This window comes from Helicobacter sp. (genome assembly GCF_017502485.1).
In the GTDB taxonomy this organism is placed as follows: domain Bacteria; phylum Campylobacterota; class Campylobacteria; order Campylobacterales; family Helicobacteraceae; genus Helicobacter_B.
This window is the reverse complement of the sequence record NZ_JAFVUX010000001.1, coordinates 93,738-118,918: the sequence shown is the minus strand read 5'-3', so window position 1 is coordinate 118,918 and position 25,181 is coordinate 93,738. Positions and strand designations below refer to the sequence as shown.

Genomic DNA, 25,181 nt, shown 5'->3' with positions numbered 1-25,181 from the left:
TTTGTCTTTGTCTTTGTCTTTATGGCGAACGCTCCCTTGCCCCAGCCATAGTTCTTCCCACGGAAATTTACATCAAGCAGCTTTTCTCCCTCTTCTTCAAGTAGGCTATGCTTATAAATTTCCCAGACTTTCGCACTTGGGACAGAGTTGCAAATCACTTCTATGGTAAGGAGATTGGCATAAGACTTGCGCAGGAAGCTATGTAGCCCTTGGATCTGGCACTGCACGCCGCTAAAAAGCACGAGCCTGCCAGCTTGGAGATATACTTTTGCTTGTTTGAAACTATCACCGATAAAAGATTCTACATATTTGGATCGGCGTAGAGATTCTAGCTCATTGGCAGAAGTGATGGGCTTATGGATAACTTTTAGGTTTTCATCATAGCACGCGCCAAAGACCACGCCACCACGCTTAAGCACTTCAAGTGCAAGCAGGGAGAAGACTCCACCACTTGAAGACTTTGCTCTTAGGGCGGTGTTTTTGGCTTTAAGCGCTAGGCAAAACGGGGGGGGGGGGGGGTAAAGCTAGAGCGTGTAGGCTTTAGGGCTAAAAATGGCGATTGTTGCGGTGTGGCGGTGGTTGCGCACGACCAAGTGTGCGCCCTTGACTCACCTTGCAAAGCTCCATCTTTATCACTCAAATCCAACCGTGAGCAAGTTTGCCTAGAATCTAACGATTTAGATTCTAGCTTTTTGTTATTGCGAGACTTGCTCTGCAAGGCGTGGCAATTCACCCTAGAATCTAGCGCGCTAGATTCTAGGGACTTGGAGTGAAAGCTTGGCTTATGCCAAGAGAAATGCACATAAATCCCACGAGAATCTAGGCTATGGCTTTTGACATCATAGGGGAAGCGCGACTTTTTGCGCACTCGATCATAGGGCGCAAAGTCTAAGTAGGGCAGCGTAGGGCAGGCGATCTCACAAAGCTTGCACTCTGTGCAGGTGCTAGGATCGACTTTAGGGTAGTAGAATCCACAGAAATCCTGTGCCATTGTAATGCTATCGTGCGGGCACGCGCTAAAGCACGCGCTACAGCCGCAGCAGTGATTGTCCTTGGGCAGTATAGGCATAATGCTCCTTAAAGAAGTGGGATTGGAGTGGAGCGTGGATTATACACAAATCTCGCTAAATCATTTGCGCTAGTAGAATCTAGGTGTCTTGCAAGTTTTGGAAAAGGCTAGGCTAGAATCTAGCTTAAATTTCACAGCACTACCACAAAACCTTGCAAAGCAGGGTCCAAATAGCTATGACTATGCCTAGCGCTGTGCATTTACACTTTTTACTATGAAATTTTGGATAATTAAGGTTAGTTATCCAATCCAAATAAGATCACTTATCCAGCCTTTATTTATGCATTGTTGCTTGTATTTGTATTGTGTGGGTATGGTTGCCCCCGCTACACTTTCAATCTTGATGATATTTGGATGTAGCTTGAAATCTATTATGGTATGCCTATTTTTAATGGCTGGGATCCACGAGCTGGAAGATTTTTCCCTTTTGCTTCGCTGGATTTAAATATATTGATGCGATGGACAAAAAATCCATACGCATTTTTCACTTTCAATGCGTGTATTGTGCTATGCGTGGGGCTACTTCTATGGCAGATTTCACGCTTAATTTGCGGAGAAGCATACAAATGGCTTAGAGTATTTGCGCTTGGGCTTATTCTCTTTCACCCCGGGTTTGCCACTATAATGCTTGGTATTTGCTATCCAGAGCGGATGCAGATTTTATTTTTGCTACTATTTGTGTGGGCAAGTATGAAATTTGCTGCAACAGATAAATCGCGCTATGCTTGGATTGGCTTCATTTCTGCCACCATTGCTCTATATTATAAAGAGCCTACATTTTTGTTTATTGGGTTTTTTGGTGTGTTCGGCGTTGTTGTGCATTATATACGACATAAACAGTTGCATATCCATTACGCATCCTTTAGCGTGTAGCGCATTGCTATATTTTATACCCTATTGTGTGTTAATTGTTCCTAATGTTAATGGGTATTATGGCGTCGGCTATGAAAGTCAAAGAGAAATGATTTTGTCATTTATAAGCGGCATTGTTAATCTTGCGACAAATGATATGTTTTTGCTTATATTTCTTCCTATGCTTGTAGCATATAGAATCTATTTATATGTGCGGTATAGATATGCAGTTCATATTATTTATGATGGTTTATTGTTTAGCTCTTTACTTTATGTTGGTGTTTCTATAAAAATGGGTTTTTTAGAAATTATTATATTTTGTCTATGTATTTTCTCTCATTTGGTGGGGCGATATATTTTCTTTTTGTATAAGGATATTGGAAAAATTTATTGTAAAGCAGTGGGTATTGCTACACTTGTTTTATACATAACAAATTCTTTACCTCAAGGTATAACAACGATATGTGGGCTTAAAGACAGAAGGTATCAAATTCCACAATGCGCTAATGTTTATCGCACAAGAGGCGAAACATACAGAGTATATCAATCTCTATTTGAATGGTGATGACAAATGGCGAGATTTTACTAAGCTTCCTTTGCGTGATTACATATACTAAGATTCCATAATATAGAGTAGTGTGTTGTGCTTAATTTTGCTTGATTGGTATCTGTTCTTTAAGTTTAAGTGTTTTCAAGTTTATTGCGTGGCTTGAAGTTTGGTATTGTCATTTTTGAATATTTGCTTATATGGCTAAGGGTTTCGCGCTTAAAGTGGCTTGCTTGATTTTTAATAGGCTTTGTTATACCATAACCAACTATCACGATTTAGGAGTGTATAATGAAAAGACAGGCAAAACTCTCACCAATTTTTCTTGCCCTAACGCTATGGCTCGGGGTTTTATGCTGCAATGCCGTAGCCAAGCAGGGTGGTGCTCAAAATAACGCCATTGAAGCACAAGACTTTTACGCATTTGCCACGATTGATGGCACAAATATTAGTGCGGCTTTTGGCATATTAAGCAATGCAAGCGAGCAACCTATTGCACTGCAAAAGGCTACAGTCATCAATAGTAACGCTACAGCAGAGCTACACCAAAGCACCAAAGAAGAAGGTGTGGTGAAAATGCTTCCGGTAGATTCTATTACAATCCCAGCCAAGCAGAGCGTGAAGCTTACTCCGGGTGGGTTACACATTATGCTAATCAATCTCCCAAAGCCCCTTGAAGCAGGCAAGACAATCGCTCTAGAGCTTGTTTTTGATGATGGTACGACACTCAAGTTAGAAGTCCCCATTAAAGAGCGCAGTGCTAATAAAAGTGGCAAGCATACCCACCACTAGTAGAAACCACGATGCCGCACAAAGATAAGCACCTAACTAAAAAAAGTATCATCACAATCCTTGTGGTATGCTTATGTGTGTTTGTCATCTATCTCATCTGGGGTAGGGGCTCTCTCTATCTCTTGCAACACAAGGCAGATTCTAAGCCAAAGCACAAGGAGCAAAGTGCGCAAGAAGATGAGAGCAGGCAAGCACCACAGGATCTAGTGCGTCTATGTATGCTTAATGCAGGCAAATGTCAAGTGGTTTTTACTAAGTTTAATCCCAACACACAAAAACAAGAGCAAATTAGTGTTTTTGTGCAAGCCATACCTAGTAATATCGTTTCTATGGAATCTGTGGTATTCCGCGTAGAAGGAGCAGATTTCACTTTACTCTCTGGCAGTATTGTAGGGCTTAATATGGATATGGGCGAAACCATCGTGCGCTTCCGTAAGGTTGATGATGAGCTTTATGAAGGCAGAGCGATTATGGCAAGCTGCACAGAAGAGACAATGCAATATCGTATGCAACTAAGTAGTCAAGATACAGATTCTGCGACATCTGTGGATTTTGATGCCAAGCGCAAAGAGTAGTGCTTACAAGGTAGAATCTATGTCAAGAGTTATAGGGGTCATTGGTGTGGGGGTGTTTCTCACAGGGCTTCTTTGGTGGAGCGTGCAGAAATACCACTCCTACCACTTTAACGCCCAAACCCTAGGTGGCGAAGTATCGCTAAATACATTTGCCAATAAATATAAAATAGTGTATTTTGGCTATATGTCTTGTCCAGATGTTTGCCCAGCTACGCTTGCGCTACTCCAAGATACCTTGCAAGATTTAGAAGACGAAATAGATCTTAGCGATGTGGTTGTGCTTTTTATCACACTTGATCCTAAGCGCGATAGGATAGAAGCACTTGATGCCTATGTCAAGCATTTTTATCCTAATGCCCATGGCTTGCGTTTTGATGAGCAAACCCTGCAGGAAGTCGCCAAACGCTATGGGGTCAAATACGAGATAATCCCCCTTAAAGATTCTAAGCTTAACTATAGTATCGCGCATAGTTCTTCGCTCTATCTCTTTGATAAGCAAGGCTTCCTAACACAAGAAGTGAGCAATCTCTCTATGCTCAAAGACGACTTACTAAGCTTTTTTGCCAACCATTAGGAACCACTATGCGTTGGGGCTTAATCTTGCTTACTTGCTTTATCATCGGTTGCGAGAATCAAACGAGCTTACAAGCAGAATCTAGCACCACGCTTACACTAGATTCTAGCGTTGTAGAATCTAGTAAGCCAATAGTGCTAATGTTTTACTCCGACTCTTGCGAGCCGTGTAAAGCCTTAAAACAGAATCTAGCCCACGCTAAGCTACAGCATTTCCTTAACTCCTTTGCAGTCTACCCTATTGATATTTATGCCAAAGACCCCATTACTCTACCATTTGCCGTGCCTACTAGCGCAAAGTTCCTGCGCCAGAATCTACACATCTATGCCACGCCTACACTTATGGTTTTTGACAAGCACCATTTAGTGGCTTTCAAACACATTGGTATTCTTAGTGTTGATGATTTGGCACTTTTATTCACACTTATTCCCACCCTACCAGAAAATCTACAAACCCAAGAATCCAAACAGCAATGGCTTAGCTCTCATCTTGCGCACGCGCGTGCCAGTAAAGGATCATTATGAAGCTTCCAAATTTAGGATTAAACATCGATCATATTGCCACACTTAGGCAGGCTAGGCGTATCCATCAGCCAGATCCACTTGAAGCAGTTTTCATTGCTAAAAATGCTGGCGTGCAGCAAATCACTATCCACTTGCGTGAAGATCGCCGTCATATCCACGAAGATGATGTGGCGCGCATTATCACAAGCTCTCCACTACCTGTTAATGTCGAGTGTGCAAACGATTTGAGCAGGGGTGGGGTGGTGGAGATTCTATGTGCCTTGCGCCCGCATAAAATTACCCTTGTCCCAGAAAAGCGTGAGGAGATCACCACAGAAGGGGGGTTAGATATGCGCTCTAGCACGCTTGCTGAGACAATCGCACGCTTTAAGTGCCACAATATCCCTGTGGCAGTTTTTATCGAGCCAGATTTAGAAGCGATCCACCTAGCCAAGGAGCTAGAAGTCGATGGCATTGAGTTACACACAGGTGCGTATGCACACTACTATGATCTACTACACTCTTGCTTACCACATAGCCACAATGCTAAGTCAAGCACACAAACACGCCAGAATCTAACCCAGCAAATAGAGCAAGCCTTGCAAGCTCTAGAGTCTGCTGCTACACTCGCGCATTCTTTAGATCTAGGAGTCTTTGCGGGACACGGACTAAACTATGAAAACATAGCCCCCTTGCTATGTCTCCCATATATTAGTGAGCTCAACATTGGGCATAGTATTATCGCACGCGCGGTTATGGTAGGGCTCTACCAAGCCATCAAAGATATGCAGCAAACCATCGCTTGCGCAAGAGATAACCAAGCCCACTAGAAAACTTAGCTAGATTCTACCTAATCTTAGTCTTACTAGAATCTAGCTCCACAAGTGGTGTAAAAGCGCGTAATTAGTATATAACGCATACTTTCTGCGTTATATACTAATCCATTAAGGTGGCTATGAGATTCCTAGCGATACAATGCGCTTTCATCTTACTTACAAAGGCGTATCTATGAAAGTTGCGTTATTGATGAGCGGGGGAGTAGATAGCTCCTACTCGGCTTATTTGCTACAACAACAAGGATATGAGGTGCTTGGGATCTACCTAAAGCTGCACGATAAAGAAGAAAAACATAGAATCTTTATCCAAAACTGCGAGAAAGTCGCACGAAATCTTAAGTTTGACTTCATTGTACTAGAAGCGCAAGAAGCTTTTAAGACAATTGTGTATGACTATTTTGTGCGTTCTTATGAGAAAGGCGAAACTCCAAACCCATGTGCTATGTGCAATCCCAATATGAAATTTGGCTTTGCCCTAGAAAAAGCCTTAGAGCTTGGTTGTGAGAAAATTGCCACAGGGCATTATGCGCGCATACAAGAAGTAGATGGTATAAAGCGCGTAGCAAAGGCACTAGATTCTAGTAAAGATCAAAGCTACTTTCTCTATGCGATCTCCCAAGAGTCCATCGATAGGCTAATTTTCCCGCTTGGCGATATGCTAAAGACTGAAGTTAAGCCCAGAGCTTTTGAAGCGATGCCGTGGTTTGGTAGTCTAGAGGAATATAAAGAGAGTCAAGAAATCTGTTTTGTTGAGACAGATTATATCGCTATTTTAAAAAAGCACGCTAAGGTTGATAATCCCGGAGTCGTGCGCGACACGCAGGGTAATGTCATAGGTAGCCACAAGGGCTATATGCAATACACCATAGGTAAGCGCAAAGGCTTTAGCATCAAAGGTGCGCTAGAGCCACACTTTGTGCTAGATATTGACCCAAAGGCTAATGAAATCATTGTAGGCAAGAAGCACGAGCTAGCCAAAAGCCTAGTCCAAGCAAGTAATGTTAGCCTATCCACACTCTATAACGATAAAGAATATGACATTAAAATTCGTTACCGCTCCACACCCACAAAAGCCAAGCTCAAAGTGCAAGATGATATGATCACAGCGCATCTGCTAGAGCCGGTGTTTGGTGTGGCAAAGGGGCAGGCGTTAGTGGTATATGATGGAGACTGCGTACTAGGTGGAGGTGTGATTGCTTAGGGCTAGAATCTAGCTCTAAGTCCTACCAGCCCAGAAGCAAGGCGTGGCACTTCATACAATTATAGTTTAGCTCTTGGAATGCTTCATAAGCACGGATTTTGTCCTTATTTTTTAAAAATGTCTCTAGGGCTACACGATTTTCTATAATGTTATTGAGGAATGAAGTGATAATAGGTGAGTAGTTGAGCGTTTTTTCATCTAAAAACACTTCGATGTTGAATTTTTGCAGTGCGCTAAAGTCTGCCCTATGCTTACTAATCCCTTCTGCTACGATGTCAAATTTATTTAAGAAAAATCCCTTTTGAATAAGGTCGGAATCTCTTTGTAAATGTTGCATAATCTCTATGATATTGGATTCTAGTGCACAAAGTGAACTACAAAAAAACGCGATAAAAGCTATATTGCGAAGCATTGGTTATCCTTTTTGGGGCTTTGTGTATTGTATAATAAAGTCTATAAAAATATGTAAAAGAGCGAAGATGTTTAAATATAGCTTGGCAGCGGCAGTGAATATTTGTGTAGCACTAGGGATCTCGCTATTCCTCCATATCCCAGCTGGGATAAGTTTTGAAGTGGCGTATTTTTCTACACTACTTGTGGTCATAAGCTCGTGCTATGCGCTACAAAAACGACTGGCTAAAGAGCTAGAATCCATACAACAGCAAGCGGGCGAGCAAGATAAGCAAGATCAAGCAACAAACAAGGGTATTGGCATATCTAAGTTTATGCTAGGGGTACGACTATCATTTGGGTTATATCGATTGCTCTCTTATATCGTGCTTGGGTTTTGTGTGGTAGTTTTAATCGATTTGCGGTGCTTCCATATTGTGGGCTATGTGGCAGGCGTGCTAGTGTGTCTGTGTAGCGTGATTATCTTGCGCATGCCTTAGACTCTAACAGTTTTTGCGTACTTTGGCACATACTTCAAGTGTGGTATCTATGCAGTATCGCACTTGCTCATCACTCATCGCCTGATGGCAAGGCAACGATAGTTCGGCATAATACCAATCAAGCGCATTTTGCCCGCCGCTTTTGCGCGCAGAAGCATAAAGCTCATAGAGAAAGATCGGCTTATAATGCACCTGCACGCCAAGCCCCTTTTCCCATAGCATTGTAAAAATCTCTTCCTTAGCACAATAAAGCTCTTTATGGAGCAAAATGGGATAGAGATGATTGGTGCTTATGTGAGTGTGCGGGATTGCTGGGTGTGTGGGTGTGAAGTAAGGGTTTTTCATAAATGCTTCGTCATAGATTCTAGCGATTGTCTCTCTACGCGCCAAAAACTGCTCGATTTTGTGGAGCTGGGAGAGCCCAAGCGTGGCTTGTAGCTCGTTTAAGCGGAAGTTAAAACCTATTTGCGCTACTTCTGTATTCCAAAGCCGTTTTTTTACTAAGCCGTGGGCGCGCACAAGCTTTGCTTGTTCATAGATTTTCTCATTATTAGTGCTAATCGCACCACCTTCAGCGGTGGTTATAGGCTTAATAGCATGGAAGCTAAAAATGCTCACATCAGCAAGGCCTCCAATCTTGTGCCCATCAACACTCCCACCAAAGGCATGCGAGCTATCTGCTATGAAGTGTAAGTTATGTTCTTTTGCGATAGTTTGTATGCTATCTACATCAGCACTGTTGCCAGCAAAATCTACGCTCACAATCCCTTGCAATCTCTCCCTATCATTAGAATCTAAGTTGCTAATAGCGCGCGCAATGGAATCTGGCGCGATATTGCCATCAAACCCAATATCAGCAAATATAGGCTCGCAGTCACAAGCTAGTAGCATATTTGCCGTGGCAACAAAGCTTATAGGTGTGGTGATGACAAGAGCATTTGGACTAAAGCAAGCTCGATATGCTGCATAGAGCGCAGAAGTGGCGGAGTTGAAGCATATCACATAACGCACTCCCAAATACTTAGCAAGAGCCTTTTCAAACTCTTCTACCGCCTGTCCTTGTGTAAGTAAAGGCGCACGCAGAGCTTGTGCCACACAGGCAATGTCTTCCTCATCAATAAGCTGTGTGCTATAAGGGATAACTTGCATTATCGTAATAGGTGTAGCACTCTATCAAGTGTAACGCCACTACTCCCTTGCGCAGCTTTAAACTCACTAGAATCTAGCTTACTGGAATCTAGCTTCTCATACCTAGAATCTGTCTTTTGTACAGAATCTAGCTTCTTATCAAGCTCACTTTGGATAAGCTTTTTTGCCTGCTTGGCATAGGATCTTTGCTCGCTTAAATCTTTGGCATAAAGAGAGAGATTCTCGAGCTGTTTGACATCAAGCTTATTTGGTGAGAGTTTTTTGGCATTGAGATGACTCTCTGGGATTTCTGCATAGCTTTTAGTGAAAACATTTTCATCATTAAAGAGCGCGGAGTCAAAAGTCTCTTGCATTTTGTCTTTTATCGCACCTGCTTTGTTTGCAAGATCTTTGGCTTCTTGAGTGTTATCTTGGAGATTTTGAAGCTTTAGAGCCAGCTTTTTGTAGATTTTGTTTTGTGTCTGCAAAGAGTGAATAGATTGTATCATCACATCAAGCGCGCCTATCATAGTATTGGCATTTTGAACTACCGCACCTAGATCTTTTGTCTCTTCTTTGCCCAAAGATTTGGGCTTAGGCATTTTAGGGGATTTTACGCTCTCTTCTTGCGTGTTTTGGGTAATTTGTGTTGCTTTTGGCCGCTCTTTTTGCTCTATAACCTTTCTTGTACTCTTACTTTTTAGAGCATCGTCTTTCAAGGTGGTTGAAGCACTTGTATTTGCCACTTTCACGCTTTTCTCCTATTCTTTAAGCCTACTACTCCATATTTTGCTCAAGGTATTTTGTATGAATAGCTGACTTGAGAAAATCGGCATTATTCATCATTTTTAAATGGAAAGGTATGGTAGTTTTGATTCCTTCAATGCTAAATTCTTTAAGCGCGCGACGCATTTTAGCGATCGCCTTATTGCGATCTTCGCCCCAGACGATGAGTTTGCCGATCATTGAGTCATAAAACATTGGCACTACATAGCCCGCATACGCGTGGCTATCAAGCCGTACATTTGCTCCACCGGGTGCAATCCACTGCGTGATCTTCCCAGCACTTGGGTAAAACTTCACAGGATCTTCAGCAGTGATTCTGCACTCTATGCTATGCCCCTTGCAACATATCTCTTCTTGCTTTGGAAGCTTCTCTCCCTCTGCTATGCGGATCATCCATTCCACCAAATCAAGTCCGCTTACCATCTCGCTCACTGTGTGTTCTACTTGCAAGCGCGTATTCATCTCCATAAAGAAAAAGTCTTTATTATTAGAGTCTAGCAGGAATTCAAATGTCCCAGCCCCCACATAGCCAATATGTTTAGCTGCTTTTACTGCAGTCTCAAGTAGTCTTTGGCGCACATCTTCGCTTAACACCACTGCTGGCGTTTCTTCAATGAGCTTTTGCTGGCGGCGTTGTGCTGAGCAATCACGCTCGCCGATATGCACGACATTACCGTGTTTATCAGCTAGAATCTGTACTTCTATATGCTTTGGCTTGTTGATAAACTTCTCCATATAGATTGTGCCATCGCCAAATGCACTCAAAGCTTCGGACTCTGCAGCAAGGTAGAGATTTTTAAGCAGTGATTCATTCTCTACAATCCGCATACCCCTGCCACCACCACCAGCAGCAGCCTTTAGGATCACAGGATAGCCGATTTGCTTGGCGACTTCTTGGGCGTGATTGGCATCTTTTAGCGCACCATCGCTACCCTCAATCACCGGCACTCCCGCATCTTTCATTACATCTTTTGCCTTAGATTTATCACTCATCATCACCATCACATCACTGCTTGGTCCAATAAACTCTATCCCGTGATGTGTGCAGATCTCTACAAAATGCTGATTCTCACTCAAAAATCCATACCCCGGAAATATCGCATCAGCATCAACAAGTGCTGCGGTACTCATAATCGCTGGGATATTGAGATAGCTCTCCGAACTCTTTGCCCCACCTACGCAAATCTTCGCATCAGCTACATCAAGATAATGCGTATCTTTATCTGCCACAGAGTAAATAGCGATTGCCTGCTTGCCCATCTCCTGTATCGTTCGTATTGCTCGAAGCGCAATTTCTCCGCGGTTTGCAATGAGAATGCGCTCAAGCTTTTTTGTAGCTACCTTTTTCATCTCTATACTTTTTCCACTTTGATAAGATGGCTACCAAACTCCACAGGTTGCCCATCTCCTGTCTCAATAGCTAGAATCTTGCAGTCAAACTCCGCTTCAATCTCATTCATAATCTTCATCGCTTCGATAATCCCTATCGTCTGTCCTTTTTTGATCACATCACCAACCTTAATGTATGGGTCAGCATCTGGGCTTGGGCGGTGGTAGAATGTCCCTACCATAGGAGAAGTGATAAAATCTCCACCCTTGCTAGCACCCACGCTGGATTCTAGGGTTTGGGCTGGAGCTGGATCTGCTGCTACTTTCGGCACTTGCGCTTGCACTTGTGTGGTGTGGGCAGCTGGCATAGCAGACACTGGTGCAACAGGGAGAGCTGTCGCATTGCTTTTATCAAGCTTTAGCTCAAAGTTGTCTTGCTTTATGCTAAGTCTTGCAATTTGTGAGCTGCTATTGAAAATCTCAATCAGCTTCTTGATTTCAGCCAAATTCATCAAAAATCCTTTAAAAATGAAGTAAATTTTGTATAATAGCACACTTTTAAGCCCAAAATTGCTTAAAATATCGTTTTGGACTACTACTCACTCCGCAAAATAAATCCACATTACTTAAAGGACAAACACTATGGGACTAAAATCAGATGCGTGGATACGCAAGATGAGCCTAGAGCATAAAATGATCGATCCATTTTGCGAGAAGCAAATCGGCAAAAATGTCGTGTCTTACGGACTTTCAAGCTATGGGTATGATATTCGCGTAAGCGATAGATTTATGATCTTTAGTAATGTAGATTCTATGGTCGTAGATCCTAAGAACTTCGATGAGAAAAATGTCATCATCAAAACAGCTAAAGATGGATTTTGCATAGTCCCACCAAATTCTTTCGCCCTAGCCCACACGATAGAATACTTCAAAATGCCCCGCGATGTGTTAGCGATTTGCCTAGGTAAAAGCACTTATGCAAGGTGTGGGATTATCGTCAATGTTACGCCATTTGAGCCAGAGTTTGAGGGGCATATCACCATTGAAATCAGTAATACCACACCTCTGCCTGCCAAAATCTATGCTAATGAAGGCATAGCGCAAGTGCTATTTCTCCAGGGTGATGAACCTTGCGAAGTAAGCTACAAAGACAAAAATGGTAAATACCAAGGGCAAAGAGACATCACACTCCCTAGAATCTTGCGTGATTAGAACAGATTCTACATTCGCGCAATGTCATTTTATGCGCATTAAAAGGATCTTAAGCCTCCTAGAATCCTGCGCTAGTTTTAGGAGCGTGATATAAAATGCTTGTGTCTATCTTAAATTATAAACTCCACACATACTAACTAAACAAACTTAAGCGCGACGCACTACTTTGCTTTATGGAATTTTATATTGTATGTAATCACACAAAGAAAGCTTAAAGAAATTTTTACAGCCTTGTGCGACTTCTTTGACAACTTGATTAGAAAAATGTATTTAGTTATAGCCCTAGACTTAATGTATGGCGATCCAAACCGCGAACTTTTGCATATAAAGTCGATTCTAGTCAGATGCAAATGGATTGGAAAGAAACATCTGCTTACCAAGACTTGCTTCGCAAGTCTTGCAATGACAGCAAGTTGAATTCTAATTTATTATCTGCTCAAGTGTAGAACTAGAATCTATACAGACTTTAAGGATTATCTTTTAGTAAATCCTTGAGCCGTAGCTCTTCTTGGCGTGCGGCAATGTATTGTCTTTGCGCGATTTTTTGCGCAAGGGTGGCTTGGTGGATCGCGCTTTTATCCCCCGATTCTCTTGCTTGTGCTAGGGTCATATTGGCGTGAGTAAGCGCAGATTTCATTGAGGCGATATGGCTACGAACTTCTTCTAAAATCTCCTTATCATCGCAGTGCTTTAGTAGGCTATTTAGCTCATCTTGTGCATCTTGAAGCTTATGGGGATCTTTATGTGGTTTTTGCATATAGGCATCTAGCCCATCTTGTGCCTGCTTGATTTTATACTCGCAAATTGAGCCTCCATAGAGTAAAGAGACAAGCCCTAAAAGTAAGATAGTGGCATATTTCATTAGTGAATCCCTATAAGCCTTTAGATTCTAGCCATAGTAGTATATCTGCTATGACTTGCTCTTTTACAGGCTCATTTAGCACTTCGTGGCGCGCGCCTTTATAGAGCAAGATATTAACATCATCAAAGCCTTGAGACTCTAGGTGATTACGCGCTCTTTTCACCCCTATGCCAAACTGTCCGCTTGCATCATCGCTTCCGCTGACAAACAAAATAGGCAAATGTGGATTCTTAGGGTTAGGGTAAATGCCATAGACTTCTTGCATACCCACAAAGAGATGCAAAAAGCTCTCTATGTCAAAGTTGAATTGGCATTTTGGATCATCTCTATATGCTTGTCTTGTGGTTTCATTAGAGCATAGCCAGCCTAAGCCTACTGGAAGATCCTTTTTAAATTGCTTATTAAACCCACTAAAAAGCGTGTTTGTAAAAAACTTTTGTCCAAAGCTTTTCGCCCCAAAAAACCGCAGAAATTTAGCAAGTGTGATGCCGTATTTGAGATTCTTATCAAATGCTGGATAGCCACTAAGGATAAGCGCACTAAGTGCTTCGCTATATAGTGAGGCATATCGTCTAGCTAGTAGCGATCCCATAGAGTGTCCAAGTAGTACAACGCGCGCATTTGCATAACGCTCCTTAAGTAAGCAAGAGAGTTTATAAAGATCATAGCTCGCGCGGCAGAATCCATCTTCGCCCATTGAGCCAAGCACAATGCCATTATCACCATTAACACTTTCTCCGTGCCCTCTGTGATCGCTTACTGCCACGATGTAGCCCTTTTGTGCAAGTGTGTTTGCTACCCACTCATAGCGGTCTTTGTGCTCAATCATTCCGTGTGCGATTTGAATGATTATAGGGTTAGAATCTACTTGCGCTGGCTCATAGAGATCATAAGCCACTCGCCCAAAATCTGAAGAGAAGTGGAGATTTTTTGTGCATTGTATAGCTGCTTGCATAGGCACTCCTTGTGTTTGTGATTCTAACCAGACTAGATTCTAGCCTAGTAGGCTAGAATCTAAGCTAAAACTATTTGTCAAAATTCTCTCTATGCTCCTTGAAAGTTTTGCTAAATGAGTGCGTGCCATTTTTGTTGCGCACGAAGTAGAGATAGTCCACCTGCGCCGGCTCAAAAACTGCTTGAATAGCTTCTAAGCTCGCGCTACCTACTGGGGTCTTTGGCACGCCTTTATTGCGGTAGGTGTTGAAAGGGGAGCTATCGTTGCGTATGCGCTCTGGTGTTATTTTGCTATGGGAGTATTTGCCATAGTTTAGTGAGCCATCCATTTGCAGTGGCATATTGAGCTTTAGGCGGTTGTAAATCACTGCGGCGATGATGGGCATTTCTTGTGTATTGGCAGCTTCTTTTTGAATGATTGAAGCCATAGCGATATGCTTAAACCACTCATCGCTCTCATATCGCCCTAGATATTTGCGCGCTAGATTCTCGTGGATTGCTAGAGACTGCTGGATAAGCGATTGCATAAGAGTGTCTTCTGTGGCGTTGGTGTGGATTTTGTAAGTGTTTGGTAAGATCACGCCCTCTTCATAGGGTGCATAGCGCAAATAGGATTCTAGAAGCTTGTCTTCATCTAAGTTAAGCAGTGCTGCGCTCTCTTTGATGAAAAAATACATCGTTTCCCCCGGAATTAGCGTAATACTCTCTTGTGCGGCTTTAGCAGAAGTGAGTGCATAGAGAAAATCACCTTTTGCAATGACGCCATTAGATAAAGCGTAGCTTATGTCAATCGCTCCACTTTGTGGCTTGCCAAGTAGGCGCAAAATATGTTTATCGATTTGGTTAATATCCAAGCCATTTTTGGCTAGATGTGCTATAATCCCGCTAATTGAACCTTGTGGCACCACGACAACAGGTGTACTAGTAATAGGTAACCCCAAGTAGAAAAAGATTACCAATATAATGAAAAAAATGCCATCTAAAAGAGCGTTGAGCGTATATATTATTTTGTTTCTTACCATATTTACCCTTATTGGTGGCTTCAAGATTCTATCCGATGGGATTGCTATTAGTAGTCTCCGCTTCGCTGATATACAAGTCCGTGGATTGTATCTAAAACTAAATAATAAATTCTCCTTAGAGATCAAAGAACTTGATTTAGCAAAAGCAATGAAAAAAAAACCTCAAAAATCCACCCAAGATCCCACACTCAAAGAAATTAGTGATTATGTCAAATACGCGCTTTGGGGGCTGGCGTATTTTGAGAATTTGCGGGTCGAGAAAATCATCTTAGGTGATGAGTATGTCGCTAGTGTGTTCTATGATGGAGGGCATTACGCGCTTTCTTTCCCCAAGCTGCAAGCGGTATTTAATGTCCAAAGTCAGGGCAATACAATTGAACTTGATATTCGCAAGCTACAGGTGTTTGATCCAGATGTTGAGGTAACTGGGCGCATTATCTACTCTGGGGCGAGTGGGCAGTTTAGCTTTGGTGTATCAGTAGCTCCTTTACTGATAGATTCTAGTGGGGATAAGCACGATGTGGTGCAAACTTCTGCTAGTAAATCTACAAGCAAACTATTCTTACAAGGCACAAGTGACTTCAAACGCCTTGTGCTCAAGGCGAAAACTTCAAAAATGAGCGACTTTAGTGCCATTAGAAAGCTTGTAGCCCAAAGTGCCAAAGATTTGCTTCCTACGCTAGATATGTGGTTATTTAATGCACTAGGTTTTAATGCGCTAGAGATTGACCAAGCAAGCTTTGATATAGTTTTGCATCAAAAGCAATTTATGAAATCACTCATTAATAACACTAAGCTCACGCTCTATGCCACTAAGCCTACATATAAGCTTGATCCTACGCTCGCACCTTTCAGTGCAGATCGTGCCAAAGTCCAAGTAGAAAATGGCAAGGCTACGCTTGAGATGATAGCACCCAAGCTAGAATCTATCGATCTAAATGGCTCGACACTTGCCTTTGCCTTTGTGGATTCTGTGCCTACACTCTCTATCTTTGCTACTTCTAGCAAGTTGCTTTATACAAAAGCTTTGCGGGATTTGCTGGCATTCTATGGTGTGCAGATCCCTATTGATCGCATTAGCGCGGATATGCAGGCGGATTTGACCATAAACATTCCATTTGCTGATAATATCCCCCTAAAGCTAGCGGGCAAGCTAGCAGCACAGCAAGTGATCTTAAGTGCCGGGAGCTTAGATTTTGTGAGCAAGGGGGCTTCCATAGCGATTGATATTAACCCAACAGTCGGGAACAACTTCATCGATATATGGACACAAAACACAAGCTATGAGAATCTCTTTGACATCGATACAACAATGCATATTGATCTTTCTCAAAAGCTGCTAAAGACAAGCCTTTTTGTGCACTCCTTGCGTGTGAGCACTAATCCAGAAATCAATCAACGCCTAATTGACTCCCAAGACAAAATACACCAGTCAAAAAAGCAAGCACGATCCGCAGAGTCGCTAGAATCTAGTGCGAGCCTTGAATCGTGGAGACTCTCTAAAATTGCACCATTTACTCCTCGAACTATGCTCACGCACATTGAGCACTTAGCTTCTAATGCCCGGCTAGATTCTACTCAAAATCTAGTAGTGTCCGCTATACAGGAGCAAAATTTAGAAAGCCCTAACACTAGCAAGCAAGACACGGAGCTAGAATCTAGCACATCAAACACACTAGTCGCAGAACCAGCACAAGATGAGGTGGTAGATTTTAGGGACACTTCTGCGCCTACTATGCCACTTGCCAAGCCAGATACTTCCCTAGCTCCCACAGAAGAAATTATCGATTTTTCTAACAGAGAGTACGAAGATGATTTGCAAGACCAAGAGAGTGTGCGTAAAGAGCTAGAGACACTAGAATCTATCTTGCAAGACGCGGAGATGCAAGAGGAGCAAGAAAGGCAAGATTCTAGCAAGGCAAAACAAGAGCCTAAGTTTTCTCAAGATCTATCTATCTTGCAAGACGAGAATCTAGTGCAAGATCCAAGCCTAGAATCTATCGAACCTAGCGCGCAAGAGTCGAAAGACCCTAGGATGGAGACTAGAAAGTATAGTAGAAATGGCATAGAGCTTGATTTCTCAAAACCTATGGGTGAGAAAGAAATGCTTGAGAAAATTATCGCGCTTGTTAAAAGCCAAGATGAGCAGAAATTCACCTATGATATTTTCAAGGCTACGCGAGAGATATTGCCGCAGGTTGATGTGGAGATCGACTTTTCAAGTGAGCCTGTGCGCGTAAGTATCCCAGCTCTTGATGTGTATATGCAAATCTCTAGTGGTGGAGTCCGCGCTAATGTAGTAGATTTTAGTAAGTTTGCACCTTTTTCTCCCATTATGAAGTATCTTGGACTCTCATCTGGGAGTGCTGTCGTGGAGCTAAAAAGCGCGCAAAATGTAACATTCCAAGTGCGTATTGCTGATTTTTCTACATTTTTGCTCTCTAAAGATAAGGCAATGTTACATACCTTTGTCTTTAATGGTAGCTATAAAGACAATAAGCTAGAAGTGCTGAGTGATGATGGGAAGATCCGCCTTGATTTGTATGACAACACAACTCTTGTAAGCTTTACAGACATTGATGTAAGTATTGATGGTTTGCTTGCTAGCAAAATCCCAGTGATTCAAGAAGCCTTTAGTACATCAAGTGAGAAAAAGGTGGTTTTCACTAGAGAGGAGATTTTGCTTGAAAGCGAGTTCTTGCGTGCTAAGCGTAGATATGAGCGCCAAAATGGTATTAAACCTAGAATCATAGCAATCCAAGCGCAGAATATTACAGGGTTTTTCAAAGATATCACAATCCCCTTTGATGACTTCAATGCCAAGATTCGTGATGATCGCATTAGTGCTGATGCAACTTATAAAAATGGTATTGCTAATATTGACATTATCCATGGTAATACCATTATAAAGGCAGGGAATTTTAGCGGGGAGTTTTTAAATCGTGTTGTTGGGAAACATATTGTTGATGGCGGATTATTTGAGCTAAGTGGAATCTATAAAAACGATATTTTTAATGGCGATATTCGTATGCAAAACACTAGCTTTAAGGGCTTTGCAATTGTACAAAATGTCATTGGACTCATTGATACAATCCCCTCACTTGTAATGTTTAGGAGTCCGGGGCTTAGTGCTAAGGGCTATGAAGTAAAGCAAGGCACTATTAAACTTGCGCTTAATACGCAGTATGTGGGCTTAGAGTCGATTAATCTTATTGGTAAGTCTATGGATATACAAGGGAGTGGCTTTATCGAGCTAGAGAGTCAAGAAGTGGATATGGGGCTCTCTATCTCCACGCTAAAAAATCTTAGTGGGATTTTAAACAAAATCCCCATTGTTGGGTATTTGCTCCTTGGCAAAGATGGCAAGGTAACCACCCAAGTAAGCGTGCGTGGCACGATTCAAGACCCTAAAACACAAATTTCTCTCGCACAAGACTTGCTCAAAACTCCGCTTAAAGTACTTAAGCGCGTTTTTACACCAGTGGATATTGTGATCGATGAGATTGTAAAGGGTATTGATCGCTAATGCCCTTGCAGAATCTAAATGCGGAGCAATACGCAGCAGCCACTGCGCCTATGGGGCATAATCTCATCATCGCTTCTGCTGGCACGGGGAAGACTTCTACTATTGTTGGGCGTATCGCGCATTTGCTAGAGAGTGGTGTGCAAGCAAGCGAGATTCTACTGCTAACTTTTACTAACAAAGCCTCCCAAGAGATGATTGCGCGCGTGGCAAGTCGCTTTGGTGAGGTGGCAAAGCAGATAGAGTGTGGGACATTTCACGCTGTGTGCTACCGCTTTTTGAAAGATAAATATGCCATATCGCTAAAGCAGCCAAAAGAATTGAAAGTACTATTTAAAAGTATCGCAAAATCGCGTGTCTATCAACATCAGACAAACACACCCCCTTACTCTGGGGAGTATCTTTTTGATATTTACTCTCTTTTTCTCAATTCGCGCAATAAAGAGAGCTTTGAAGAATGGCTTGGCGCACGCGCAGGCGATCATAGCGCGTATATTGATATTTATGAAGGGATTTTTGCAGAGTATCGCGCGCTAAAAAAGTCGCATAATTATATGGACTATAATGACTTACTTCTAGAATATGCAAAAGAAATGTGCGAGATAGAGTGTCCTTATAAAGAAATCTTATGCGATGAATACCAAGATACCAATCCATTGCAAAATTATGTAATCCACGCGCTAAATCCTAAAAGTCTCTTTTGTGTAGGGGATTATGATCAAAGTATTTATGCCTTTAATGGTGCGGATATTTCGATTATCTCAAGTTTTAGGGAAACTTACGCAGATTCTCGTATATTTACCTTAAGTAAGAACTATCGATCCACGCGCTATATCCTTGATCTTGCTAATCGCGTGATCGAGAAAAATGAGCGCATTTATCCCAAAGAGCTTGAAGTTGTCAACCTGCAAGAGCCTATCGCACCAAGGCTACTCATTTATAATGGTTTGTTTGAGCAGTATCAAGGCGTAGCGCAAAAGATCCTGACAGCTAATTATCCGCTTGATGATATTGCGATTATTTTTCGCAACAATTCTTCTGCAGATGGCTGTGAGGCATTGCTACGGGAGCTTAATATTCCCTCAAAGCGCAAGGGTGGGGTGAGCTTTTTTGATGCTAAAGAGGTGGTATTAATGCTTGATCTATGCTCACTTTTATACAATCCAAGGGATATGATGGCATATATCCATATTTTAAGCTATGGTGCTGGGATTGGGGATTCCATCGCTAGAGAGATTTATGAGGGATTATTGCGATTGGGGGAAGGCAGCGCAAGAAAAGGGCTTTTAGCACCAGATTCTAGCAAGCGTGCATTTGAAAAAAAAGCCAAAAATGCCCAACTTGGACTTTTTGATGATTTTTTTGTTTTGCAAGATGTGAAGAAGTTTGACTCCGTTGTACAAGGTGGGTTTGTGGGGCATCCAATCTTATCTCACCCAAAACTTAGCTTTGATGGAGTGCGGTTTTTGAGCGATTTTTATGCACTAGTGGAGCAGCATAGCCATTATAGTAAGCCTTATGATTTGATTAGCTCCCTTGCGACAACTCCACTGTATCAACATATTATCGAGCTGCTTTGTGCGAGGCGTGCGAAAAATAAAGATGGGAGTATTGATATAGAGCGCAAGGCACAGGCAAAAGATGCCATTGTGCGTAAGATCATTTTGCTCCAAGATATTGCGAAGAATTATGAGAATCTAGGGCGATTTTTAAATGCAATGGTACTTAGTAGCGGTGAAAACACACAAGGAAGCGGTGTCAATCTCCTAACGATCCACGCAAGCAAAGGGCTAGAATTTGGTATGGTTTTTATCATTGATCTAATGCAAGGGCGTTTTCCTAACCTTAAACTAATCGCCAAAGGAGGGAGCGTAGAAGAAGAGCGGAGATTATTCTATGTTGCTATCACAAGGGCAAAGGAGATTCTTTATCTCTCCTATGCCAAAAAAGATGAGATAAAAAATATTAGCTACGAGCCATCGGTATTTCTCTATGAAGCTGGGCTTGTGCGCCAGTAGATATAGATTCTAGTAGAATCTAGTAAGCCTACTATAATTTTCTTGTTTTGTGGAGACTAAAACAAACTTGTTCGACTCTGTGACATATCCTTTTTATAAGGAAATATTTTTTTCTTTTTACGCCTAGAAATAGGCAAATTGCTTGACTATTTTTATGGTTTTTATCTATAATGTCGTTTTCAAATTTCATACATTGCATTTATGGCAGTGGGTTCTTTAAGAGAATAGCCAGGGAATCTTTGTTTTAGAGTTTGATACATCTTTATAAATGACTTAAGGAAAATCTATGGAAAAAATTCGATTGAAGCTCAAGGCTTATGATCATCGGGTTCTTGATAGATCAGTTGCTTCTATTGTGGAAGCTGTGAAGCGCACTGGCTCGGAGATATGTGGACCTATTCCGCTCCCTACTAGAAACAGAAAATACACCGTGTTGCGCTCTCCGCATGTAAATAAAGATTCTCGAGAGCAGTTTGAAATCCGCGTGCATACTAGGATTATAGATATTATGTCTGCAACTCCGGATACTGTTGAGGGATTGATGAAGCTTGATCTGGCTCCAGAAGTTGATGTTGAAGTAACTTCAATGGGCAAATAGCTTACACAAACATTACATAAGGATTTGAGATGGAATTTTTAGTGCAAAAGATAGGAATGAGCAGGACTATTGGTAGTGTTAGTACGCCTGTTACACTCCTAAAAATTTTAAACACTAAAGTATGTGAGATTAAGGAAAGTGGTCAAGCATTGGTCGCCTACGCTAGGGGTAAGGCGCAAAATAAGAGTATTGTAGGACAGCAAAAGAAGTATAATCTCAGCAAGGAGTATAACCGCTTCGCTACTTTAGTGGTGTCAAACACCGAGATTGGTGATCTTGATGTGACTTCTCTTGAGAATGCACAGCGTCTAAAGGTGTCGTTTAATACAAAAGGGCGCGGATTTAGCGGGGCGATGAAGAGGTGGAACTTCCAAGGTGGTCCAGCTGCGCATGGTAGCAGATTCCATAGAAGGCTTGGATCTATAGGGAATAGAGAGTGGCCGGGTCGTGTCCAGCCGGGAAAAAAGATGGCAGGACACTATGGGAATGAGAAAGTAACAGTGCAGGCGCAGGTGCTTTCTTTTGACAAGGAAAACGGCATTATCGTGCTAAAGGGCTCTGTCGCTGGGTATAATGGCGCGTTTGGCAAGATTGCTATCATTAAATAAGGGTTGCAAATGAGTAGTGCAGTAGTGTTGGATAAATCATTTAAAAAGACAAGCGAGATTACTTTGCCCGAGAGCTATAAGGGTATCAAAGAGCATAATCTCTACTTGTATGTTAAGTCGTATTTGGCGTCTTTGCGTGCCAATAATGCTAAAGCTAAAAAGCGTGGCGAGGTAAGCGGGGGTGGCAAGAAGCCTTGGGCGCAAAAGGGTGGCGGACGAGCTAGAGCTGGCAGTATTACTTCACCGGTGTTTGTTGGAGGTGGTGTGGCTCATGGTCCAAGCAATAATCGTAATTATGACCTAAAGATTAACAAAAAGCAAAAGCGACTTGCCCTTGAATATGCCATTAAGCAAAAGGCAGAAGTAGGCAAGCTTTATATTGTGGACTCTCTAAGCATTGAGAGTGGGAAGACAAAAGATGCGTATGCAGTATTTAAAACTCTTAACGAGAGAAGTGTGCTTTTTGTTTCTCGGTCAATCCATGATGAGAAGACCTTTTTGGCATATCGCAATTTGCAAGATTGTTATTTTATCGAAGCAAGTGAGATGAATGCTTATCTTGTGGCGGTTTTCCACGCAGTGGTGATTGAAAAAGCTGTATTCGATGCGTTTTTAGAATCTGGAAGTAAGGGGAAGTAAATGGCTGATATAACAGATATTAAATCCATTCTCTACACAGAGAAGTCATTGTCGCTTCAGGAGAGCGGGGTTTTGGTCGTGCAAACATCAACACGCGTTACAAAAAATCAACTTAAAGAAGTCTTTAGGGAATATTTTGGAGTAGTCCCGGTAAAAATTAATTCCTTGCGCCAAGATGGTAAGGTTAAGCGTTCGATGAAGAGAGGTAGCAGTACAAGTCAGAAATTTTATGGACAGCGAAGCTCTTATAAGAAGTTTTATGTGAAGATTCCAGAAGGTGCGAAGATTGATTCGCTCACAGCATAGAGGAGTAGAGTATGGCAATTAAGACATATAAACCATATACCCCAAGTCGTAGATTTATGAGCAATCTTAGCTCAAGCGACATTACCGCAAAGCCTAGTGTAAGAAAGCTATTGATTAAGCTTCCTATTTCTGCTGGGAGAAATAACAATGGTAGGATCACAAGTCGCCACAAGGAAGGCGGTGCAAAAAAGTTATATCGTGTGATTGACTTCAAGCGTAATAAGTTTGGTATCCAAGGGCGTGTGGCAGCGATTGAGTATGATCCATATAGAAATTGTCGCATAGCTTTGGTTATATATCCTGATGGTGATAAGCGCTATATACTCCAGCCTAGTGGATTGCAAGTAGGGGATATGGTGATTTCTGCGGAGTCTGGGCTTGATATTAAGACTGGATATGCAATGAAGTTAAAAAATATTCCTATTGGGACGGTTGTGCATAATATTGAGATGCATCCGGGTGCTGGTGGACAGCTTGCTAGAAGTGCTGGATCAAGTGCGCAGATTATGGGGCGGGAAGGTAAGTATGTGATCTTGCGTTTGCCAAGTGGAGAGATGCGCTATGTTCTTGATGAATGTATGGCGACTATTGGTGTAGTGGGAAATGAAGATTTTATCAACATATCCATTGGTAAAGCCGGTAGAAATCGCCACCTAGGAGTTCGCCCTCAAACGCGTGGTAGTGCTATGAACCCGGTAGATCACCCACATGGTGGCGGTGAAGGTAAGACTGGATCTAGTGGGCATCCTGTTTCTCCGTGGGGAACACCAGCTAAAGGCTATAAGACTCGCCGCAAAAAAGCGAGCGATAAGTTAATTATCTCAAGAAAGAAAAAGTAAGGATGTGGTATGGCACGATCGATTAAGAAAGGTCCTTTTATTGATGAGCATTTAGCAAAGAAAGTGGCAAAATCTAAAGAGACTAAAGATAATAAACCTATAAAAACTTGGTCTCGCAGAAGCACCATTTTGCCCGATATGATAGGTTTGACTTTTAATGTCCACAATGGGAGAGCGTTTGTCCCAGTATATGTGACAGAAAATCATGTTGGATACAAGTTAGGTGAGTTTGCTCCTACGCGAACTTTTAAGGGACACAAGGGCAGTGTTCAAAAAAAGATTGGAAAGTAGGGGTATGCTATGAGTAAAGCTTTGTTGCGTTTTGTTAGATTATCTCCAACGAAAGCTCGCCTAGTAGCGAGAGAAGTGCAGGGGCTGAATGCTGAGCTTGCGCTTGCGAGCTTGGAATTTACTCCAAATAAGGCGGCTAAGCTGATTGCTAAAACGATCGCTTCAGCCGTGGCAAATGGTGGGTATGAGGCGAAGAATACCATTATATATTCTTGTCGTATTGACGCGGGTCCTGTGTTAAGAAGATTTATGCCTAGGGCTAGGGGACGAGCTACTCCTATACGCAAGCCTACTTCACATATTCTTGTGGAAGTGTTGTCTCAAAGTGAGATTGATTCTTTGCGCGCAAAAAGGTCTGCTAAAACTACTTCTAACACATCTGTTACTGGCAATGATAGGAAAAGCAAGGCAGAAGCACGTAAGAATGGAGTGAAGCGCGTTAGAACATCAGTCTCTAAAGCGAAGGCTCAGCCAGAATCTAAAGCAAAAAAATCAGAAACTAAGGATAAATAACAATGGGACAAAAAGTTAATCCAATAGGACTTAGACTAGGTATCAATAGGAATTGGACATCTCGCTGGTTTCCTAATGTCCAAACTGCCCCTGATAATATTCTTGAGGATCATATTATTAGGAGGTTTCTCAAGAAGGAGCTATATTATGCAGGCATTAGCGAGATTATCATAGAGAGAGCAGCAGCAAGGATCCGTATAACCGTTGTGGCAGCGCGCCCTGGACTCATCATAGGTAAGAAAGGTGCGGACATTGAAAACAAAAGAGAGATATTAAGAAAACTCATCAAAAAGGATGTCTCGATCAATATTAGGGAAGTTAAGCGTCCGCAAGCCAACGCGCAGTTGGCTGCGGAAAATGTCGCTATGCAACTTGAGAAGCGTGTGGCATTTAGGCGTGCTATGAAAAAGGTTATGCAAGCTGCTATGAAATCTGGTGCGAGAGGTGTAAAGATTAAGGTATCTGGGCGGTTGGCTGGAGCTGAGATGGCACGAACGGAATGGTATATGGAAGGTAGAGTTCCGCTTCATACTTTGCGCGCTAAAATTGACTATGGTTTTGCTGAAGCTTTTACCACTTATGGAATCATTGGGGTTAAAGTGTGGATCTTTAAGGGTGAGATTCTGCAGAAGGGCATCCAGCCAGATAAACGCGAGGATAGCGAAGAAGAATCAAGAGGGTCACGATCAAAATCTAGAAGAGGGGGACAATAAA

General features: G+C 42.2%; 30 protein-coding genes. 20 read left to right on the top strand and 10 right to left on the bottom strand.

Going from position 1 to position 25,181, the window contains the following annotated elements; all coding sequences use genetic code 11:
- Together IKB69_RS00725 and IKB69_RS00720 are read right to left on the bottom strand one after the other, a co-directional pair.
- A partial coding sequence (locus tag IKB69_RS00725) for a Coenzyme F420 hydrogenase/dehydrogenase, beta subunit C-terminal domain (protein ID WP_290945101.1) occupies positions 1 to 434 on the bottom strand: 434 nt, incomplete at its 3' end.
- A gap of 59 nt (positions 435 to 493) precedes the next feature.
- Positions 494 to 1,069, bottom strand: a complete 576-nt coding sequence (locus IKB69_RS00720) for a ferredoxin family protein (protein WP_290945085.1) — start codon at positions 1,067 to 1,069, stop codon at positions 494 to 496.
- Positions 1,070 to 1,522: 453 nt separating this feature from the next.
- Between IKB69_RS00720 and IKB69_RS00715 the strand changes: the two genes are divergently transcribed.
- The 8 genes from IKB69_RS00715 to mnmA all read left to right on the top strand — a co-directional run bounded on the left by IKB69_RS00715 (position 1,523) and on the right by mnmA (position 6,949).
- Positions 1,523 to 1,942 carry a hypothetical protein gene (locus IKB69_RS00715; RefSeq protein ID WP_290945083.1) on the top strand — a complete coding sequence of 140 codons (420 nt, stop codon included), beginning with the start codon at positions 1,523 to 1,525 and terminating at the stop codon, positions 1,940 to 1,942.
- 443 nt (positions 1,943 to 2,385) lie between these two features.
- On the top strand, positions 2,386 to 2,538 hold the full coding sequence (locus IKB69_RS00710; protein WP_290945081.1) for a hypothetical protein: 153 nt from the start codon (positions 2,386 to 2,388) through the stop codon (positions 2,536 to 2,538).
- 221 nt (positions 2,539 to 2,759) lie between these two features.
- The gene (locus IKB69_RS00705) at positions 2,760 to 3,260 is read left to right on the top strand and encodes a copper chaperone PCu(A)C (RefSeq protein ID WP_290945079.1); all 501 of its coding nucleotides are present in this window, start codon (positions 2,760 to 2,762) and stop codon (positions 3,258 to 3,260) included.
- An 11-nt stretch (positions 3,261 to 3,271) separates the two neighbouring features.
- On the top strand, positions 3,272 to 3,835 hold the full coding sequence (locus IKB69_RS00700) for a hypothetical protein (protein WP_290945077.1): 564 nt from the start codon (positions 3,272 to 3,274) through the stop codon (positions 3,833 to 3,835).
- Positions 3,836 to 3,854: 19 nt separating this feature from the next.
- Positions 3,855 to 4,409 carry an SCO family protein gene (locus IKB69_RS00695; RefSeq protein WP_290945075.1) on the top strand — a complete coding sequence of 185 codons (555 nt, stop codon included), beginning with the start codon at positions 3,855 to 3,857 and terminating at the stop codon, positions 4,407 to 4,409.
- Between the two features lie 8 nt (positions 4,410 to 4,417).
- Positions 4,418 to 4,933 carry a thioredoxin fold domain-containing protein gene (locus IKB69_RS00690; protein WP_290945074.1) on the top strand — a complete coding sequence of 172 codons (516 nt, stop codon included), beginning with the start codon at positions 4,418 to 4,420 and terminating at the stop codon, positions 4,931 to 4,933.
- Positions 4,930 to 5,742, top strand: a complete 813-nt coding sequence (locus tag IKB69_RS00685) for a pyridoxine 5'-phosphate synthase (RefSeq protein WP_290945072.1) — start codon at positions 4,930 to 4,932, stop codon at positions 5,740 to 5,742. Before IKB69_RS00690 ends, IKB69_RS00685 begins: the two co-directional genes overlap by 4 nt.
- Positions 5,743 to 5,920: 178 nt before the next feature.
- Positions 5,921 to 6,949, top strand: coding sequence for a tRNA 2-thiouridine(34) synthase MnmA (gene mnmA, locus IKB69_RS00680; RefSeq protein WP_290945070.1), 1,029 nt, complete (start codon positions 5,921 to 5,923; stop codon positions 6,947 to 6,949).
- Between the two features lie 22 nt (positions 6,950 to 6,971).
- On the opposite strand, the gene IKB69_RS00675 is transcribed toward mnmA, so the two are convergent.
- Positions 6,972 to 7,361: a hypothetical protein gene (locus tag IKB69_RS00675; RefSeq protein ID WP_290945068.1), complete on the bottom strand. Its 390-nt coding sequence runs from the start codon at positions 7,359 to 7,361 to the stop codon at positions 6,972 to 6,974.
- A 67-nt stretch (positions 7,362 to 7,428) separates the two neighbouring features.
- Between IKB69_RS00675 and IKB69_RS00670 the strand changes: the two genes are divergently transcribed.
- Positions 7,429 to 7,839 (top strand): hypothetical protein, encoded by a 411-nt coding sequence (locus tag IKB69_RS00670; RefSeq protein WP_290945066.1) that lies wholly within the window; start codon positions 7,429 to 7,431, stop codon positions 7,837 to 7,839.
- Positions 7,840 to 7,842: 3 nt separating this feature from the next.
- Here IKB69_RS00670 and pseC read toward each other — a convergent pair whose 3' ends face one another.
- From pseC to accB, 4 genes are read right to left on the bottom strand one after another with little or no spacing between them, the layout of a single operon-like run.
- A complete protein-coding gene (gene pseC, locus IKB69_RS00665; protein WP_290945065.1) occupies positions 7,843 to 8,988 on the bottom strand; it encodes a UDP-4-amino-4,6-dideoxy-N-acetyl-beta-L-altrosamine transaminase in 1,146 nt (381 codons plus the stop codon).
- Positions 8,988 to 9,719, bottom strand: a complete 732-nt coding sequence (locus IKB69_RS00660; RefSeq protein WP_290945063.1) for a hypothetical protein — start codon at positions 9,717 to 9,719, stop codon at positions 8,988 to 8,990. Before IKB69_RS00660 ends, pseC begins: the two co-directional genes overlap by 1 nt.
- A gap of 25 nt (positions 9,720 to 9,744) precedes the next feature.
- The gene (locus IKB69_RS00655; protein WP_290945062.1) at positions 9,745 to 11,103 is read right to left on the bottom strand and encodes an acetyl-CoA carboxylase biotin carboxylase subunit; all 1,359 of its coding nucleotides are present in this window, start codon (positions 11,101 to 11,103) and stop codon (positions 9,745 to 9,747) included.
- Positions 11,104 to 11,105: 2 nt separating this feature from the next.
- A complete protein-coding gene (accB, locus tag IKB69_RS00650; protein ID WP_290945059.1) occupies positions 11,106 to 11,594 on the bottom strand; it encodes an acetyl-CoA carboxylase biotin carboxyl carrier protein in 489 nt (162 codons plus the stop codon).
- A 130-nt stretch (positions 11,595 to 11,724) separates the two neighbouring features.
- Here accB and dcd point away from each other — a divergent pair, with 130 nt between their 5' ends.
- Positions 11,725 to 12,294: a dCTP deaminase gene (gene dcd / locus IKB69_RS00645; RefSeq protein ID WP_290945057.1), complete on the top strand. Its 570-nt coding sequence runs from the start codon at positions 11,725 to 11,727 to the stop codon at positions 12,292 to 12,294.
- Between the two features lie 466 nt (positions 12,295 to 12,760).
- Here the strand turns inward: dcd and IKB69_RS00640 are convergent, their stop codons facing one another.
- From IKB69_RS00640 to mltG, 3 genes are all read right to left on the bottom strand, one after another.
- Entirely contained in the window at positions 12,761 to 13,156 is a 396-nt protein-coding gene (locus IKB69_RS00640) for a hypothetical protein (RefSeq protein ID WP_290945055.1), read from the bottom strand.
- 10 nt (positions 13,157 to 13,166) lie between these two features.
- Positions 13,167 to 14,111, bottom strand: coding sequence for an alpha/beta hydrolase (locus tag IKB69_RS00635; protein WP_363239976.1), 945 nt, complete (start codon positions 14,109 to 14,111; stop codon positions 13,167 to 13,169).
- A 70-nt stretch (positions 14,112 to 14,181) separates the two neighbouring features.
- On the bottom strand, positions 14,182 to 15,132 hold the full coding sequence (gene mltG / locus IKB69_RS00630; RefSeq protein ID WP_290945053.1) for an endolytic transglycosylase MltG: 951 nt from the start codon (positions 15,130 to 15,132) through the stop codon (positions 14,182 to 14,184).
- Here mltG and IKB69_RS00625 point away from each other — a divergent pair.
- From IKB69_RS00625 to rpsC, 10 genes are all read left to right on the top strand, one after another.
- Positions 15,074 to 18,658, top strand: a complete 3,585-nt coding sequence (locus IKB69_RS00625; RefSeq protein WP_290945051.1) for a DUF3971 domain-containing protein — start codon at positions 15,074 to 15,076, stop codon at positions 18,656 to 18,658. The genes mltG and IKB69_RS00625 overlap by 59 nt on opposite strands.
- Entirely contained in the window at positions 18,658 to 20,673 is a 2,016-nt protein-coding gene (locus IKB69_RS00620; RefSeq protein WP_290945049.1) for an ATP-dependent helicase, read from the top strand. The genes IKB69_RS00625 and IKB69_RS00620 overlap by 1 nt, the downstream gene beginning before the upstream one ends.
- 286 nt (positions 20,674 to 20,959) lie before the next feature.
- Positions 20,960 to 21,271 (top strand): 30S ribosomal protein S10, encoded by a 312-nt coding sequence (rpsJ, locus tag IKB69_RS00615; RefSeq protein WP_290945047.1) that lies wholly within the window; start codon positions 20,960 to 20,962, stop codon positions 21,269 to 21,271.
- 29 nt (positions 21,272 to 21,300) lie between these two features.
- The gene (gene rplC, locus IKB69_RS00610) at positions 21,301 to 21,879 is read left to right on the top strand and encodes a 50S ribosomal protein L3 (protein WP_290945045.1); all 579 of its coding nucleotides are present in this window, start codon (positions 21,301 to 21,303) and stop codon (positions 21,877 to 21,879) included.
- A gap of 9 nt (positions 21,880 to 21,888) precedes the next feature.
- Positions 21,889 to 22,518, top strand: coding sequence for a 50S ribosomal protein L4 (gene rplD, locus IKB69_RS00605; protein ID WP_290945043.1), 630 nt, complete (start codon positions 21,889 to 21,891; stop codon positions 22,516 to 22,518).
- Complete coding sequence (locus tag IKB69_RS00600) at positions 22,519 to 22,824, top strand: 50S ribosomal protein L23 (RefSeq protein WP_290945041.1); 306 nt, start codon at positions 22,519 to 22,521, stop codon at positions 22,822 to 22,824.
- An 11-nt stretch (positions 22,825 to 22,835) separates the two neighbouring features.
- Positions 22,836 to 23,663 (top strand): 50S ribosomal protein L2, encoded by an 828-nt coding sequence (gene rplB / locus IKB69_RS00595; protein ID WP_290945039.1) that lies wholly within the window; start codon positions 22,836 to 22,838, stop codon positions 23,661 to 23,663.
- A 9-nt stretch (positions 23,664 to 23,672) separates the two neighbouring features.
- Positions 23,673 to 23,954: a 30S ribosomal protein S19 gene (gene rpsS / locus IKB69_RS00590; protein ID WP_290945037.1), complete on the top strand. Its 282-nt coding sequence runs from the start codon at positions 23,673 to 23,675 to the stop codon at positions 23,952 to 23,954.
- Between the two features lie 9 nt (positions 23,955 to 23,963).
- Entirely contained in the window at positions 23,964 to 24,467 is a 504-nt protein-coding gene (gene rplV, locus IKB69_RS00585; RefSeq protein WP_290945035.1) for a 50S ribosomal protein L22, read from the top strand.
- A 2-nt stretch (positions 24,468 to 24,469) separates the two neighbouring features.
- Positions 24,470 to 25,180: a 30S ribosomal protein S3 gene (rpsC, locus tag IKB69_RS00580; RefSeq protein ID WP_290945033.1), complete on the top strand. Its 711-nt coding sequence runs from the start codon at positions 24,470 to 24,472 to the stop codon at positions 25,178 to 25,180.
- Position 25,181: the final 1 nt, after the last annotated feature.